The 16,207-nt window shown below is 71.9% G+C and carries 14 protein-coding genes; 7 read left to right on the top strand and 7 right to left on the bottom strand.

Annotation, left to right across the window (positions count from 1 at the left end):
• Position 1 precedes the first annotated feature (1 nt).
• The 3 genes from S1361_RS05075 to S1361_RS05065 are packed head-to-tail and all read left to right on the top strand — an operon-like array spanning position 2 to position 3,589.
• Positions 2-1,090 carry a ketoacyl-ACP synthase III family protein gene (locus S1361_RS05075; protein ID WP_208030642.1) on the top strand — a complete coding sequence of 363 codons (1,089 nt, stop codon included), beginning with the start codon at positions 2-4 and terminating at the stop codon, positions 1,088-1,090.
• Positions 1,087-2,322, top strand: a complete 1,236-nt coding sequence (locus tag S1361_RS05070; protein WP_208030641.1) for a nucleotide disphospho-sugar-binding domain-containing protein — start codon at positions 1,087-1,089, stop codon at positions 2,320-2,322. Before S1361_RS05075 ends, S1361_RS05070 begins: the two co-directional genes overlap by 4 nt.
• Before the next feature lie 46 nt (positions 2,323-2,368).
• Positions 2,369-3,589, top strand: a complete 1,221-nt coding sequence (locus tag S1361_RS05065) for a nucleotide disphospho-sugar-binding domain-containing protein (RefSeq protein WP_208030640.1) — start codon at positions 2,369-2,371, stop codon at positions 3,587-3,589.
• 87 nt (positions 3,590-3,676) lie between these two features.
• On the opposite strand, the gene S1361_RS05060 is transcribed toward S1361_RS05065, so the two are convergent.
• The 5 genes from S1361_RS05060 to S1361_RS05040 are packed head-to-tail and all read right to left on the bottom strand — an operon-like array spanning position 3,677 to position 8,742.
• Positions 3,677-4,768, bottom strand: coding sequence for an alpha/beta hydrolase (locus S1361_RS05060; RefSeq protein WP_208030639.1), 1,092 nt, complete (start codon positions 4,766-4,768; stop codon positions 3,677-3,679).
• A complete protein-coding gene (locus S1361_RS05055) occupies positions 4,765-5,568 on the bottom strand; it encodes a 2-oxo acid dehydrogenase subunit E2 (protein WP_243769088.1) in 804 nt (267 codons plus the stop codon). The genes S1361_RS05060 and S1361_RS05055 overlap by 4 nt, the downstream gene beginning before the upstream one ends.
• 32 nt (positions 5,569-5,600) lie before the next feature.
• On the bottom strand, positions 5,601-5,828 hold the full coding sequence (locus S1361_RS05050; RefSeq protein WP_208030638.1) for a phosphopantetheine-binding protein: 228 nt from the start codon (positions 5,826-5,828) through the stop codon (positions 5,601-5,603).
• Positions 5,825-7,705 carry an HAD-IIIC family phosphatase gene (locus tag S1361_RS05045; protein WP_208030637.1) on the bottom strand — a complete coding sequence of 627 codons (1,881 nt, stop codon included), beginning with the start codon at positions 7,703-7,705 and terminating at the stop codon, positions 5,825-5,827. The genes S1361_RS05050 and S1361_RS05045 overlap by 4 nt, the downstream gene beginning before the upstream one ends.
• Before the next feature lie 5 nt (positions 7,706-7,710).
• Positions 7,711-8,742, bottom strand: coding sequence for a 3-oxoacyl-ACP synthase III family protein (locus S1361_RS05040; RefSeq protein ID WP_208030636.1), 1,032 nt, complete (start codon positions 8,740-8,742; stop codon positions 7,711-7,713).
• Between the two features lie 233 nt (positions 8,743-8,975).
• Between S1361_RS05040 and S1361_RS05035 the strand changes: the two genes are divergently transcribed.
• On the top strand, positions 8,976-9,569 hold the full coding sequence (locus S1361_RS05035; protein WP_208030635.1) for an allene oxide cyclase barrel-like domain-containing protein: 594 nt from the start codon (positions 8,976-8,978) through the stop codon (positions 9,567-9,569).
• 73 nt (positions 9,570-9,642) lie between these two features.
• On the opposite strand, the gene S1361_RS05030 is transcribed toward S1361_RS05035, so the two are convergent.
• Positions 9,643-10,899 carry a cation:proton antiporter gene (locus S1361_RS05030; RefSeq protein WP_243769087.1) on the bottom strand — a complete coding sequence of 419 codons (1,257 nt, stop codon included), beginning with the start codon at positions 10,897-10,899 and terminating at the stop codon, positions 9,643-9,645.
• A gap of 481 nt (positions 10,900-11,380) precedes the next feature.
• On the opposite strand from S1361_RS05030, the gene S1361_RS05025 reads away from it, so the two are divergent.
• From S1361_RS05025 to S1361_RS05015, 3 genes are read left to right on the top strand one after another with little or no spacing between them, the layout of a single operon-like run.
• Positions 11,381-12,187: a thioesterase II family protein gene (locus S1361_RS05025; protein WP_208030633.1), complete on the top strand. Its 807-nt coding sequence runs from the start codon at positions 11,381-11,383 to the stop codon at positions 12,185-12,187.
• On the top strand, positions 12,184-12,954 hold the full coding sequence (locus S1361_RS05020) for an AfsR/SARP family transcriptional regulator (protein ID WP_208030632.1): 771 nt from the start codon (positions 12,184-12,186) through the stop codon (positions 12,952-12,954). The genes S1361_RS05025 and S1361_RS05020 overlap by 4 nt, the downstream gene beginning before the upstream one ends.
• A gap of 19 nt (positions 12,955-12,973) precedes the next feature.
• Positions 12,974-14,674 carry an MFS transporter gene (locus tag S1361_RS05015; protein WP_208030631.1) on the top strand — a complete coding sequence of 567 codons (1,701 nt, stop codon included), beginning with the start codon at positions 12,974-12,976 and terminating at the stop codon, positions 14,672-14,674.
• A gap of 345 nt (positions 14,675-15,019) precedes the next feature.
• On the opposite strand, the gene rffA is transcribed toward S1361_RS05015, so the two are convergent.
• The gene (gene rffA, locus S1361_RS05010) at positions 15,020-16,177 is read right to left on the bottom strand and encodes a dTDP-4-amino-4,6-dideoxygalactose transaminase (RefSeq protein ID WP_208030630.1); all 1,158 of its coding nucleotides are present in this window, start codon (positions 16,175-16,177) and stop codon (positions 15,020-15,022) included.
• Positions 16,178-16,207 lie beyond the last annotated feature (30 nt).

Raw genomic sequence — 16,207 nt, 5'->3', positions numbered from 1 at the left:
CATGAAGACAGAGAACCTGTACCTACGGTCCATCGGCGTGTCGCTGCCCGCCGAGCGGGTCACCCTGGCCGAGGCGTTCGAGGCGGGCCACTGCCGGCCGAACGAGTTCACGGGCAGCGACCTGGTGGAGGTGCCCGTGGCACCGGGGACGCCGGGCGTGGAGCTGGCGGCCGACGCCGCACGCCGGGCCCTGGACCTGGCCGGACTCCCGGTCGAGCAACTGGCTCTGCTGATCCACGCCACCATGTTCAGCGAGGGCCCGGAGGGCTGGGCGCCGGTCGGCTATGTGATGCGCGAGCTGGGCTGCGGGCAGATCCCCGGCTTCGAGGTGAGCCAGGGTTGCAACGGCACGCTGGCCGGTGTCGAGCTCGCGGCGGGCTGGCTGGCGCTCGCCCCGGAGGGCGCCGGTGCCCTGGTGACCGCCGGTCTGCAGGCCGATCTGCCGCAGGTCGAGCGGTGGCGCAGCGCCGGATTCGGCATGGCCATCGGCGACGGCGGTTCCGCGCTGCTGCTCGGCAAGGAGGAGGGCATCGCCCGTATCGAGGCGGTGAACTCGCTGACCTACGCCGACCTGGAGGCCATGCACCGGGGCGATCTCCCGCTCGCCCAGGGGGGCACCGGTGCCCCGGCGAAGGTCGACGTACCGGGCCGTGCGCGGGAGTTCGCCATTGCCAGACGGTACAACCAGTTCGACTTCCACCGGATCTTCACCATGATGTACGCCGAGGTGACCCAGCGGACGCTGAAGGAGGCCGGGTTCACCACCGACGACCTCGAGCGGGTCGTCTTCACCAACGCCGGGGCCGAGATCATCGAGGCCGACCTGCTGCAGCCCCTGGGTCTGCCGCTGTCCAGGGCGACCTGGGACTTCGGCCGCACCATCGGGCACATCGGCGCCAGCGACCAGGCCATCTCGCTCGACCACCTGCTGCGCAGCGGCCAGCTCGACGCCGGTGACCGCGTCCTGCTGGTCGGCGGAACCCAGGGCTACAACGTCTCCAGCGTCGTCCTCACCGTGACCGAGGCCGGTGCCGCTCTGCGCGACGGTACGCCCCCGGCCGCGCCCCGGCCGGAGAGGACGGACTCGTGAAGGTCCTGTTCGTCCCCTGGTCGCAGCCCACGTTCTACTACCAGATGGTCCCGCTGGCGTGGGCGCTGCGTGCCGCGGGCGCCGAGGTGCGGGTGGCCGGGCAGCCGCAGCTGGCCGACGCGGTCAAGCGCTCCGGCCTGACCATCACCCAGGTCGGTGCCGGCTACGACTACCTGCCGGCCTTCCAGCGGATCGCGGACGAGATCGCCCGCCACAACCGCGAGCACCCGGACCGCAAGGCCGACCTGGAGCGGAAGGCCGCGCCCACGCCGGAGATGCGCAGACGAGTGTTGGAGCGGAAGTTCGCGCCGTTCGTGGAGACGGCCACCGCGATGGCCGGGGAGCTCGTCGAGCTGGCCGGGGCGTGGCGACCGGACCTCGTGGTGAGCAACCCGTTCGTCCTGGCCGCCCCGCTCGCGGCCCACGCGTCCGGTGCCCGGCTCGTGCACCACCTGACGGGGCCCGCCGTGGAGCGGCAGATGGGGTTCTTCCCGGGCAGCGGCGCCGCGCCCGAGCTGTGGACGCAGTCCCTGCTGCGGCTCTTCGAGGGGTACGGGGTGCCGGTCCGCCCGGAGTACGCGAGCGCCACCGTCGACCCCTGTCCGCAGAGCCTGCAGTACCCCGGGACACCCGACCGGCTGCCGGTCCGGTTCGTCCCGTACAACGGCCCGGGCGACGCCCCGCTGTGGCTCTCCCGGCCCGCCGGGCGGCCTCGGGTGTGCGTCACTTGGGGCACCACGACCACCCAGCTGGGCGGCGAGGACTCGTTCCTCGTGCCGGACATCCTGGCCGCCCTGTCCGGGCTCGACACGGAGGTCGTCCTGGCCGTCAAGGGCTCCGACCGCGAGCTGCTCGGCGAGGTCCCCGCGAACGTACGAGTGGTCGAGGACCTGCCGCTGCACCTGCTGCTGCCCAGCTGTGACGCGATCGTCCACCAGGGCGGCACCGGCACCATGCTCACGGCGGCCTCGTTCGGCGTACCCCAGGTCCTGATCGCAGGGATGCTCGACCAGGTGGCGACCGCGACCCGGCTGGCGTCGTCCGGCGCCGGCCTGCACCTGGACGCCGCCGGGTTCTCCCCGGCGGCCCTCACGGCCGCGGTCGGCGCCGCCCTGGCCGACGGCACCGTCCGCAAGGCGGCCGACGCGCTGCGGCAGGAGATCGCCGACCAGCCCTCTCCCGCCGACGTGGCCGGGCAGTTGGCCGACGCTCCGGCCGTCCACGCGGCCTGACGCGCACGGCCCGCTCCCGCTCATCCCATCGCTCAGGAGGAAGACCGTGCGTGTCCTGTTCACCCCGATGGCCTGGCCGACCCACTACTACCAGATGGTGGGGCTGGCCTGGGCCTTCCGAGCGGCCGGCCACGATGTCCGGGTGGCCGGGCACCCGCAGCTCGCCGACCCGGTCACCCGCACGGGCATCATCGCGGTGACCGCCGGCGGCGACTACGACCTCATCGCCGGACTGGCCGAGGCGGTGAAGGTACGGGACGAACTGGCCCGTGAATGGAACGTGACCGGTCCCGGCCAGTTCCCGCCCGACGTCCTGCGCAAGCTCCTCGACCTGCGAATGGTCCCGCACATCAGGGCCGCCGAGGACATGGCGCCCGACCTCGTCGCGTTCGCCCGCGGCTGGCGGCCGGACCTCGTGATCACCGACCCGGTGATGTACGCCGCCCCGCTCGCCGCGGCCGCGGTGTCCGCTCCGGTCGTACGGCACCTGTGGGGGCCGGACATGTCGCGCAAGGTCGGCCTGCCGGGCAACGGCGTGAGCGCCCAGGAGGACCACCGCGCCGCCTGGCCGCAGGAGCTGGCCGACCTCTACCTGCGCCACGGCGCCGAGCCGGCCGCCGACATCGCCGTACGGACCCTCGACACCTGCCCGGAATCCCTGCAAGTCCCGGGCGTGCCCCACCGCGTCGCCATGCGCTACACCTCCTACAACGGCACCGCGGTGGCTCCGCAGTGGCTGTTGGAACCCGCCGAGCGGCCTCGGATCTGCGTCACCTGGGGGTCGCTCACCACGACCATGCGGGGGCCCGAGGCCTTCCTCGTTCCGCGCGTCGTCGAAGCCCTGGCAGATCTGGACGTCGAGGTGATCCTCGCCCTGCGGGCCGCGGACCGCGAACGTCTGGGGCCACTGCCCGAGCGGATGCGCGTCCTGGTGGGGATGCCGCTGGACCTGATCCTGCCGACCTGCTCGGCGATCATCCACCAGTCCGGCGCCGGCAGCACCCTCACGGCGGCGCTGCACGGCGTGCCCCAGGTGACGGTCCCACAGATCGCCGACCAGGGGCTGGTCAGCGAGCGGCTGGCCGGCACCGGCGCCGGGATCGTCCTGGACGGCGACAACCTCGGTGCACAGGCGGTACAGGAGGCCGTGCGCCAAGTGCTCGACAGCGCGGCCCCCGGCCAGGCCGCGCGACGGCTGCGGCAGGAGATGCTGGACCAGCCCACCCCGTCCCGGATCGTCACCGAGCTGGAGGCGCTCGTCGGCTGAGCCGCGAGCGACTCGACGCCCATGGGTGGTGCCCCACTTCGCGAAGTGGGGCACCACCCATGGGCGTCGAGCGGTGTGTCCGGCGGTTCAGGCCCGGGAGCCGGTCAGCCGGCGCCGCAGCCCCTGACCGCGCAGCAGCATGCCGAGCACGGCGGACTGTGCGTTGCGGATGCCGCGCGCATGCAGCAGCGCCGCCGTGGTCCACAACTGCACCTCGCCGACGTGGTGCGGGGCTCCGTGCACATCGTCGAACTCCACCAGGTCCAGTCGGCGGGCACCGCTGCGCAGCAGCTCCGGGTCGGCCGCGGGGATGATCTCGTCGCGCCGGCTCGCCACGTACGCCACCGGGATGTCCAGTCCGGCCAGCTGCTCCCGGGTCAGTGCCCACTCGTCCAGGGCGCCCGGTACGGCGTCCGCGACGGTGCCGGTCATGTGGGCGAGCGTGTCCACGGTGATCCGGGGAAGCCGCTTCTGCCACGCGTGGTCGGTGAAGAACGCCCCGATCGGCGCCCCCACGGTGACCACCCCGCGGATGCGGGGGTCCTCCACCGCGCACCGCAGGGCCAGATGGCCGCTGAAGCTCAGCGCGGTGGCGTATGTGCGGGAGACGTCGGCCCGGTCGGCGACGGCGTCCAGCAGCCCGGACAGCATCCGCCAACTGCCGGCCCCGTAACGCAGCCCGTTCTCGCCGGTGCCCGGCAACTCCGCGACCACCGCGGCCATGCCCAGGCGCCGCACATGGGCGAGCATCGGCGCCCACTGCTCCTTGACCGAGACGATGCCGCCCATGACGACCAGCAGCGGCTTGGGATCGGAGGTGGACAGGCCGCCGGCCCAGCAGCGCACCGTGCCCTCCTGCAGCTGGACGTCGAGGGGCTCGATGCCGCTCCGCTGCGTGCCCCGCCAGCGGTCCATGGCCCGCACACAGCGTTCCAGCGCCTCCTGGCGGTCCGGTCCGTCCACGTACGGGAACCTGGCCATGGCGTAGTACTTGACCGCCGCCAGGTCCTTGCCGTGTTCCTCCAGCACCGCGGCCGCCCGTGACCACTCGCCGACCCAGGAGCCGGGCCCGCCGCCGTCATCCGTACGGATCCGGTTCAGTATGTCCCGGTAGTCGGCGATGCGCTGCCCGCGGGCATGCACCGCGACGTGCTGTTTGAGTTCCGCGAGTTCGTTCACGACGCTCCTCCCTGTGGCGCGGCCACGGACTGCCGGGACGGCCCGGCATCCGCCGCCCCCGGCCGGCCGGTGGCCGCGAAGCCCTCGATTCCGTCCTTGATCTCGGCCAGTACGTCGGCGGCCTCGGCACCGTCGATCACCCTGTGGTCGAAGGTGAGGCTGAGCCGCATCACCGGCGCGACCGCCACCGCGCCGTCACGGACCACCGGCCGGTCGGCGATCCGGCCGAGCCCGAGCGTGATGGTGGTGCCGCCGACCGAGTGGAAGCCGTCGACCGGCCGGTGGCCGAGCGAGGTGACGGCGAAGGTGCCCACCGTCCGGTGACGCCGGTTCAGCGGCCGGACCCCGGCACGGAAGGCGAGCTGCCCCAGCGGCCACGGCAGCCGCTCCAGCGTCCGGGCCGGGGCGAACTCCGGCATGGTCGCCGGGTCCCCGGCGCGGAAGCGGTCCACCTCGGCCTGTACGGCGTCCAGGTCCGCCCGGTGGACTTCGGTGAGCACGGCCGAGCGGACGACGCGTCGGCCGCCCACCGTCTTGTCCAGTGTGATCTTCCCGTTGACGGACGCGTAACGCGCCACCCGAGGCCTGATCCGTCCGCGAACCGCCGCGTTGGCCTCCGGGTGCCGCGCGAGCACGCGGGCCGCGACATACAGGACGTAGGCGGTGGTCGAGTAGTGGCGGCCCTGCTCGTGTGCTCCGGCACGGTGCGTCCGTACGCCGGACATGTCGACCTCGGTGTCCAGGAAGACCGGCGTGATCGGCCGTACCTCCTCCAGGAACAGCAGTGTGGGCCGGCGCACCGGCGCGACGGGAACCGCCCGCACCCGCCCGCTCACGCCGCCGCCAGGGTCAGCGAGTGGATGTCCCCCAGGGTGGCGGCCTGAAGTACTTCGGAGAACGGCAGGCTCCGTCCGGTCCGCTGCTCCAGCAGGGTCACCAGGGTCAGCAGGTGCACGGAGTCCCAGCCAGCGACCTGGTCCCACGGCCGGTCGATGTCCTCGGCGGTCACCGGCAGCCCCATGGAGTCGTGCAGCAGTGCGATGAAATCCTCGGTCTTCAAGGGCGTTCTCCCAGCAGGTCGGTCAGATCGATGTGGGCGGGGGGCTCGGGGAGGTGCGTGAGGTCGTGGCGGAAGGTGGTCGCCGACTCGTCGCCGGACACCTCGGTGAACCCGTTGCGCGGGTAGAAGTCCCTGACCTTGCCGTTCCTGGCTGAGGCCCGGTAACTGCCGAAGACCCGCGCCACTCCGGTCTCACGGGCATGGCGCAGCACCGCGGCCAGGCACGCCTGCTCGATGCCCCGCGAGAACACCCGGCAGCTGAGCAGGAAGTTGTCCAGGTGCAGCTCGCGGCCCGTGCGGTGCGCGAAGACCGCGCCGACCAGGCCGTTGTCGCCGAACCGGTCGCGGGAGTGCACCGTCAGCACCAGAGCGTCCGGGGCGTCGGCCAGCTCTCGCACCCGGGCCGGCTGCAGGCGTTCGGTGGTCAGGTTGAACTGGGAGGTGCGCAGTGTCAGCTGGGAGACCCGGCCGACCTGCTCCGGGCCGACGGGTGCCAGCCGCACGACGACCCCCAGCTGGCGGAGGTAGTCGTCGAGAGACGCGAAGCTGTCGAGGAAGTCCTTGCGGACCAGCTCGTCGCGGTACTTCACCACCCGGGTGCGGTCCTCCGCGGTGAGTGCCGGTGTGTCGAACCAGCCGTCGTGCAGCAGCCGTCCCACGTGATGGGCGGGTTCCGCGTCGACGGGGACCACGGCCACGCCCGGCAGCTCCCGCCGCACCAGCCCGCACTCGAACGGGCTGTCGTCCACGAACACGAAGCTGTCCACACCGAGGTTGAGCGCGGCGGCCAGTTCGGTGAGGTTGTCGTGCTTGGGACGCCAGTTGGCGACGATCCGCACGAAGTCCTCCTCCCGCAGCACCATGTCCGGGTGTTCCCGGAACACCGCGGTGACGGCTTCGGCGTCGTTCTTGCTCACCGCGGCCAGCAGCACCCCCTGGCTGCCCAGCTGCTTGACCACGCGCTGGAACGCGCGGAAGGCCTCGCCGCGGTGGGTGCCAGCCGCCTCGATGCCCTCCGGTCCGTCCTCGCCGAGCACCCCGCCCCAGACCGTCTCGTCCAGATCCAGGGCGAGCACCTTCTTGGTGAGCCCGGTGGCCTGCCGGGCCAGCTGGCCCACCTCCCTGGCATAGCGGGCCAGCAGTGCCGGGGACAGGTGCGCCTTGGCGTACGTGTCCAGCCGCGCGTCCTCGGCCGCGATCCCCTCGGCCAGCAGCGGGTCGAGGTCGAGGACGACGACGGCCGGATGCTCCTCGGCCATCCGCAGCAGCGCGGCGTTGGCCGCGTGCCACAGGGCGCTCAGCCGGGACCGCGACGTCTGGTCCACGAGCTGGGCGGTGAACCGCCGGGTGAGCGGCAGGGTGTTGAGGACCAGCGTGCCGCGGCCCGCCGCACGGAAGCGGCTCGCCAGCCCGGACAGCAGGGACAGCTTCTCCGTCAGCGCGCGATCGACGTCCTCGGGCCGCCACGGCACCGGCACCTCGTCGAAGACCACCGTGGGGTCGAGGACGCACAGCACCAGATCCGGGTCCGAGGCGTACAGCGCACTGCCCGGCTCGGCGAGGTCGGCGACGTAGCTGTCGAAGTCACCGACGGAGATCCGTCCCAGGAGCCCGTGCCGGGCCAGCTGGGCGGTGAGCGGGGCCACCAGCGGAGCGAGCGTTCCATGGCCGGTCACGGCCACCGAGACGGTGGGCGTCGCGGGGTGCGCCGCCAGCACGTCGTCCGGGCGCAGCCGGCTGAGCAGGTGTCCGGCCGCGGTCAGCTCGTCGTCGGACGCGTCGGCCAGCAGCGTCCGCAGGTCGGGGTAGCGGGCCACCAGCAGGCCGGAGCGATGCAGGCCGGCGACCGCGGTGCGGCCCGTCGTGGTGTCCGCCATCGGGATCAGACCTTCTCCAGACCGAAACCGGCCTTGATCCACTTGCTGGACTCCACGGCGACGGCCGCGGCGCGCTCTCCCGCGGCCATGCGGGGCAGTGCCGCCTCCAGCTGGAAGAACGGCAGTGCGTTGCCGGTGTTGCCGATCTCGGCGACCAGCGAGATCTCCTGGGCGGCCGGGGCGGACAGGCCCTTGGTGATCCGCGCGGTCATCCGGCCCGACAGCTGAGGGGGCATCAGGTACTCGAGTTCGTCGTTCTTCCAGTCGAGCTCGCCCAGCAGCTCCTCGAACGCCTCGGCGGCGAGCAGCGGCACGGAGTGCTCGATGGCCTTGTAGTCCTCGACCACCGGCGGCCGGCCCGTACCGCGGTCGGCACGTCCGAACCACTCCACGATCTGGCCGGGCGGCCGGTTGCGGCCCACCAGCCGGACGAAGACGTGCTTGAGCACCGCCGAACCGGCAGCGGGCTCGGTGCTCAGTACGACGGCCCCGGCGCCGTCACCGAAGAGCACGCCGTTGATCTGCTCCTCCGGTCTGAGCGAGGCGACGTCCATGGTGACGTCGAAGTGCTTGGCGCAGGTGTCGCCGCCGAGCACCAGTGCGGTGCGCCGACGGCCCGAACGCAGCATCTGGGAGGCGACGTCGAGGGCCTGGACGGCACCGGTGCAGCCGGACTGGAGCTGGTAGGACGGCACCTGGTCGATGCCGAGCCGGTCGGCGATCTCGTTCACCGTCGCCGGCATCAGCAGGTCGGGCGAGGACGTGCCCATCACCACAAGGTCGACGTCCCGCGGGTCCAGCCGGGCCCCGTCCAGCGCCCGGCGCCCCGCCAGCTCGCCGAGGTCGGCGAGCGAGTGGCGCACCTCGCCGCTCTCCAGGTCGACGGCGAGGTGCCGCCGGTGCGTGCCGACGAACTCGTCGATCCACTGCTCCCACAGTGACGGCATGCCGAACCGCCGGCGCAGCGCGGCATTGTCGATGGCCGGGCCGGGGAGCGCGGTTCCGACCGAGCGGATGTGGATGTCGGGAGCGTCCATCCTGGGCCTTCCGTTGGCGGCGGTTTCTTCGGATCTCCGAACAGGGGCACGCCGGGACGAGGGCGGTCCGGCTCAAGGGCATGCTCGGCCGGAGGACTAAAGCCGCGCTTGCGCCCCTCCGGTCCGGGTGAGCGGACGCGCGGCCCCCTGCGAAAGGCCGGAGTTAGCGGAGCTTCAGCGTGCCGTCGAGCATGGGAGTCCCATGGACCCTGCGAAGTGCTGGAGTTGACACGGTGACCACTGGTCTGGAAGAGAACGAGAACGCGGCGGCACAGCCGATCGACCGGCGTGCGATGGACGTAGGCGTGGAGGCCCGGCGCGAGGTCGCGGACCCCAGCCCCCTCGACCCCGAGGCGCTGGCCCTGGCCGCCGCGGCGGCGGCGGGTGTGTGCACCCCCGGCGACGGTGCGCAGGCGCGGGCCGCGGCGATCGAGAAGTGCGTCGTCGTGACAGGACTGACCGAGAAGATCGAGAAGCTGGTGGTGCACGACGGTGAGACGCCGGGCCTGGGCACCTCGGTGGAGTACACCGACGCCTTCTACGACGCGGACGGCAACCGGGTGGCCACCGTCAACGGCCGTTCGGTCGTGCTGAGTACGACCCCTCACATGTGGCAGTACCACCAGAGCCGCGCCGAACTGGAGGACGGCACCTTCGAGGCGGTCGGGGTCCTCGACTGCACGGTGATGATGCGTGGCGGTACACAGCTGTTCCGCATCACCGGGACGGGCGGCCGGTACGCCGGGAAGGTCGGCTACATGACCCTGGCGATCGCCGACCCGAGCCAGAAGCCCCCGCACTACGCCACGTCGTTCGTCCTCTGCTGAACGTCCGGGCCCAACGTCCGGGCCGCGCCGGTGCGGCCCCCTCCTGCGGGGGACGGGGCCGCACCGCCGCCGCTCAGGCTCGTACGGTACTCGCCTCGAGTTCCTCGGCCGTGCTCGTCTGCCGCTCGACCAGGGTGTAGAGCGGTCCGGTGGCCGCGGTCGTCACCAGGGCCATCACCACCAGGGCCAGGTACATCCGCGGGGTGAGGATGCCTGCGGAGAACCCGGCCTGGAGGATCACCAGTTCGGTGAGGCCGCGGGTGTTCAACAGCACCCCCACCTGAAGGCCGACGCGGTGCGACTCGCCGCCGAGCCGGGCCCCGAGGTAGCCGCCGCCGATCTTGGCGACCAGCCCGGCCGCGGTCGCCAGCACGCACGCCTGCCAGGAACCGGAGCCGAGCCGGCCGGCGAACACCGACACGCCGGTGACCACGAAGAAGAGCGGGATCAGCAGGGCGCCGGTCCGCGAGACACGGTGTACCGCCCGGCCCCACGGCCCGTGCTCGTCGGCGGCGGGCAGTGCGGCCCCGACCAGCAGGGCCCCCAGCACCTCACTGAGCCCGCACCGCTGCATCAGCCACGAGGCGGTCAGGGCGAGGGCGGCCACGGCCACGGCCGACAGCCACGGCAGCCGCCCGCACAGCCGCCCGGCCACCGGCGCGCGCAGCAGGCGCGCCAGGACGAAGGCCGCCGTCACCCCGGCCGCCAGGGCCGCCATCCGGTTCACACTGTCGCCGCTGCCGCCGCCGGCCAGGCCGATCGCCAGTGTCAGCAGCAACCAGGCGACTCCGTCGATCACGGCGGCCCCGGCCAGCGACAGCCGGCCGGCCCGGGTGTAGGTCAGCCCGCGGTCCTCCAGGATCCGGGCGAGCACCGGAATGGCGGTCACGGACATCGAGACACCGAGCAGCAGCACGAGCGAGGGGGTGGGGGCGTCGCCGCGCAGGCCGGGCCCCGAGCGCCACAGCACCCAGCCGGCCAGTGCGAACCCGGCCGTGAGCGGCGGGACCAGCGCACCGAAGGTGACCCATCCGATAGCCCGCCGGGTGGCCCAGGAGCCCCCGCTGCGCATCTGGCGGAGGACACCCACGACGAACAGGACGAGCCCGATGTGGGCGAGTTGCCGTACGGGGGAGAACACATCGGCGGGCAGCAGCCGGCCGAGCAGGCCGTGACCGCCGATCGCCACCACGGCGGGGCCCAGTACCAGACCCGCCGCTACTTCTCCCACCACGCTCGGCTGGCCGACCAACCGGGCCAGTTGCCGTCCGGCGTACGCCGCGAGGAAAATCGTGACCAGTACGAGGGATATGTGTCCGGTGCGGATCACCGCATCAACCGTATTCATGAAGGCCAATTCCGCCGGGATGCCTCGAATGGCATTCCGGCTCATGGGAAGTCGGGGTGGGCGGACAGCGGAAAGGTAGGGAGCTGCTGGACCGTCGTGAAACCCCTAAATTCCCGACCGCGCCGCCCCGCGACCGGGGACGACACGTTTCGGCGCGGTGCCCGGCGAGGGGGTGGCCAGCTCTTCGGCCCGGTTCCTGCACGGCACCCCGACCGCCGCCGCACAAGGGTGGCGGGACGCCAAAAGGGGCCGCGGCACGCTCTCCGGGGAGTAGCGTTAGGGGTTGTTAGGGGGGCACGCCCTTGTGGCAGGCTTTCCGGCGAGTGAGCACTCCCGGGAACGCACGGAACGTCCGCCCGCCCTTTGATCCGGCCGACTCCGTCCTGTCCACGGCTATCGCCGCGCGGTCCGCCGTGCGTCCGCCTGGTGAGGAGCTCTGGGCTTGAGGGGAAGGGATCTGCCAATGGCGTCGCCCAAGAGTGATGAGGACCGGTGGTTGCGTGTATTCCAACCGCGTCCGGAGCGGGAAATCCGGCTGGTGTGTTTTCCGCACGCGGGGGGCGCGGCCACTTACTACTTCGCGATGTCGCAGCAGTTGGATCCGCGGTTCGAGGTGACCGCCGTGCAGTATCCGGGGCGCCAGGACCGGCGGACCGAGCCGCTGGTGGACAGCGTTCCGCGACTCGCCGACCAGGTGGCCGACGCCCTCGCGGCGGTGTGCGAGGACGGCCCGTTCGCCTTCTTCGGGCACAGCATGGGCGCGGTCCTGGCCTTCGAGGTCGCCCGCCGGCTCCGGGACCGCGGTCAGGCCGGACCGGTGCGGATGTTCGTCTCCGGCCGGCGCGCTCCCTCCCGCGTGCGGGAGGGACGGGTGCACCTGCGTGACGACCAGGGTCTGCTGGAGGAGCTGCGGGCGGTGGGGGGCACCGATCACCGTGTGCTCGGCGACCCGGAACTGCTGGCGGCGGTCCTGCCGGTGACGCGCAACGACTACCGCGCGGTCGAGACGTACCGCTGGCACGGCGGCGCCCCGCTGGAGTGCCCCGTCACCGCGCTGGTGGGGGACGCGGACCCGCAGACCACGGTCCAGGACGCCGAAGCCTGGGCCGGCCACACCACCGGGGCCTTCGACCTGAAGGTGTTCCAGGGCGGCCACTTCTACCTGGACGCCCATCGCGCCGCAGTGTGCGACGCGGTGTCGGCCGCCCTGGCGGGATCGTGCGACGACGTCGGGGCGGCGGCGACCGCGCTGGAGGGGAGCACATCGTGAGGTACGAGATCCTCGGCCCGCTACGGGTGGTCGACGGTGACACCGTCTCCTCGATCAGCGCTCGGAAGATCGAGATAGCGCTCGCGGTCCTGCTCATCCGCAGTGACCAGGTGGTCACGCACGACCAGCTGATCGCGGAGATCTGGGGCGACCGGCCGCCGCGCAGAGCCACCGCCGGTATGCACGTCTACATCTCGCAGCTGCGCAAGTTCCTGCACCGGCCCGGGCGTTCCGAGAACCCAGTGGTCACCCGGCAGTCGGGATACCTGCTGCGCACCGGCACCGACGAGCTCGACGTGGGCATCTTCCTGGATCTGGTCCAGGACGGCCGGGCTGCCGTGCGGGCCGAGCGCTACGAGGACGCGGTCCAGTGCTTCGAGAGCGCGCTGGCCCTGTGGCGCGGGCCGGTGCTCGGCGACCTGGGCGACGGTCCCCTCGTCAGCGGGTACGTGACCTGGCTGACGGAAGCCCGCCTGGAGTGCCTTGAGATGCTCGCCGACGTCTGTCTGCGGGTGGGCCGGCACCGTGAACTCGTCGGTCGGCTCTATTCGTTGACGGCGGAGAATCCGCTGTGCGAGACCTTCTACCGGCAGCTGATGGTGGCTCTGTACCGCTCCGAGCGGCAGGCTGACGCGCTGATGGTGTACCAGCTGGCCCGCAAGACCCTGCACGACGAACTGGGGCTGGAGCCCGGGCAGGCGCTGCGGGACGTGCAGCAGGCGATCCTCGCGGCGGACGGCCGGCGCCTCGGGGTGCTGGCGTCGTAGCCCGCGTACTGCCCGCAGGGTGCGACCGAATATCGTGCGGCTGTCAATCAAGGTTGACAGCCGCCGATTGGCGAAATACGCTGGAGCAATGACACTCACTCAGATGAGGTTGGCGACCATTGGCGCCGTCTTGTCGATGGTCCTGGGCATCGTCGATTCGAACATTGTGGCCACGGCCGCCTGGCCCATCACCAAGAGCCTCGACCCGGTGCACGGTCTGGATCTTCTCCCCTGGCTGATCACCGCATACGCCCTGGCGTCGACCGTTACGCAGCCGATGTACGGGAAATTGACGGACGTTTATGGCCCGAAGAAGATTTACCTCTTCTCGCTGGCCACATTCCTGGTCGGATCGGCGCTCTGCGGTATCGCACAGAATATGGGTCAGCTGATCGCCTTCCGTGCGGTCCAGGGTGTCGGCGGCGGCGGTCTGATGAGTGTCACGCTCGTCGTGGTGCTCAGCATCTGGCCGCCGAAGACCACCAGCGGCGGCGGTTCGACGGGCGGTGGCAGCGCCGGCATGGGCGGTGTCATGACCGGCGTGTGCATCGTGGTCGGCCCGCTGGTCGGCGGCTACCTCACCGAGCACCTGTCGTGGCGGTGGATCTTCTACGTGAACCTGCCACTGGGCCTGATCGCTCTGGGTCTGGGTGTCTTCAACCTGCGCCTGCCGGTCCGCAACGACCGCCACCGCATCGACTTCCTGGGCGCCGGGCTCATCGCGGCCGCGACCAGCGCCCTGCTGCTGGTGACCGAATGGGGCGGCGCCGAGTACGCCTGGAGCTCCTCCGTCATCGTGCTGCTGGAGCTGGGCGGCGCGTTGCTCCTTGTGGCCTTCCTCCTCAGGCAGGGGCTGTGGAGCAGGATCGCCGCCGAGGAGCCTCTCTTCCCCCTGTCGCTCTTCCGCAACCAGGTCTTCCGGCTCGCCAGCCCCCAGCAGTTCATCTCGGGCATGGTGACCATGGGGTCGGTCGTCTACGTGGCGCTCTACCTGCAGGCCGCGCAGGGCGTGAAGCCGACCCTCGCCGGCGTGCACCTGCTTCCCATGGCGCTCGGCATGATCATCTCGGCGGTCGTCGGGGGCCGACTGATCCGCCGGCCGGGCAGGTTCCGGCTCGTCCTGATCGCGGGCACGGTCTTGGTCACGATCGCCTTCGGCCTGCTGAGCAGGCTGCGTGCGGACACCTCGGTGTGGGTGACCAACGTCGACCTGCTGCTTCTGGGCGCCGGGCTCGGCCTGGTGCTCGGCATGGCCCTGCTGGCGGTCCAGATGTCGGTGCCGAAAGAGCAGATGGGCGTGGCGATCACCTCGATCCGGTTCAGCCAGACGCTCGGCGGTGCCGTCGGCAGCGCGGTCTTCGGGACGATCCTGGCCCGCGAGTTCGCGGCGCGGGTCCCGGACAGCCTCAAGGGCGGCGAGAACGGGAACCGCCCCAGCATCGCCCTGCTCCAGACGCTGACCGGCAAGGCCCGGGACACGGTCGTCCACGCCCTGGTGGGGGCCGCGGACCAGGTGTTCGTCAGCGGCGCCCTGATCGCCGCCGTGGCCGTGCTGATCACGCTCTTCTTCAAGGAGCCGCGCTCGGCCGCGCCGGCGGCCGTCGGGGAGACGGATACGACCCAGGGGCTGGCCGGTGGCCCGGTGGACCCCGCGCCGCGGCCCCGACGCGGCGGGGTCCGCCCGGAACACGCGGGCGGCTTGGAACCTCCGGCCTCCTGACAGGCACCGCAGCCGGGTGAGCGGCCGTCGGCCCCGAGACCTGTCTCGGGGCCGACGGCGTAGGCGCCGGCGAGCCGGAATCCCGTCGCCCGCGTCCGGATCGGCCTTGCGCACGGCCGTCGGTGGAGCGGTGGCGACCGGAGCGGTGCCGCGCCGCTGTCGGGCCTCCCGTCCGCCGGGCCCGACAGCGCCGTCCCCGTGGCCCGTGAGCCCCCGGTCGAACCCCGTGTCCGGGCGGCCGCCCCCGCGGCCGTCCGCCTGCGCTCCCGGTCCCGCCTTCCCACGCACGAGGCCGCGCCCCGCGGAGACTCTCCGCGGGGCGCGGGTGGCCGGCCCGTAGAGCTGTCAGGCCCGGACGCGGAAGGACGTCACCGCCTCCAGGACGCGCTCGACGTCGGAGTCGGTCAGATCGGTGTACACCGGCAGCCGCAGCAACTGGTCGGCCACCCGCTCGGTCACCGGGCAACCGCCCGGTGCCGTCCGCCCGTAGCGCCGGCCGGCCGGAGCGCTGTGCAGCGGCATGTAGTGGAACGCGCTCCTGATCCCGCGCGCGGCGAGATGGTCCATCAGCGCGTGCCGGTGCTCCAGATCGGGCAGCAGCAGGTAGTACAGGTGAGCCGGGTGGGCGCATTCCTCCGGCACCGTCGGCTGGACGACCCCGTTGCGCTCCGCCCAGCCCGCCAGACGCTCCTGGTAGATGTCCCACACCTGCAGGCGGCGCGCCTGGATCGCGTCGAAGTTCTCCAACTGGGCGATCAGGCACGCCGCGAGCAGGTCCGATGGCAGATAGCTGGAGCCGATGTCCACCCACTGGTACTTGTCGATCTCACCCCGGAAGAACTGGCGCCGGTTGGTGCCCTTCTCCCGGATGAGTTCCGCCCGCTGAAGGTGGTCGGTGCCGTTGAAGAGCAGCGCGCCCCCTTCGCCGCAGTGCGCGTTCTTGGTGGAGTGGAAGCTCTGTGTGGCCATCACACCCAGCGACCCCAGCTGCTGCCCCCGGTAGGAGGCCCCCAGGCCATGGGAGTTGTCCTCGACCACGGGAAGGTCGTGCCGGTCGGCGATCTCCATGATGGCGTCCATCTCGCAGGCGACACCGCCGTAGTGCACGACGACGATCGCCCGGGTGCGTTCCGTGAGGGCGTCCTCCAGCAGCCGCTCGTCCATGTTGAGCGTGTCGGGCCGGCAGTCGACGAAGACCGGGACCGCGCCCCGCAGCGCGTAGCCGTTGGCGGTGGAAGGGAAGGTGAACGACGGCATGACCACTTCGTCGCCGGGCTCCAGGTCCAGCAGCAGCGCGCTCATCTCCAGCGCGTGCGTGCAGGACGTGGTCAGCAGGGCCGAGGTCGCCCCGACCATCTTCGTGAGCAGGTCCGTCGCCCGCGAGGTGTACCGGCCATCGCCCTCCAGGGACCGGCACGCGAGCGCTGCTGCGATGAGCTCCGACTCGTCGCCGGTCAGATGCGGCCGGTTGAATGGAATGACGTGATCGGTGGTGATGGTCATGGTCGGTCCCTGAGAAGGTCGGAGGTCCGT

It is taken from the genome of Streptomyces cyanogenus, from assembly GCF_017526105.1.
Lineage (GTDB): Bacteria > Actinomycetota > Actinomycetes > Streptomycetales > Streptomycetaceae > Streptomyces > Streptomyces cyanogenus.
Note: the sequence above shows the minus strand (reverse complement) of the source record. Positions and strands in the feature narration are given on the sequence as shown.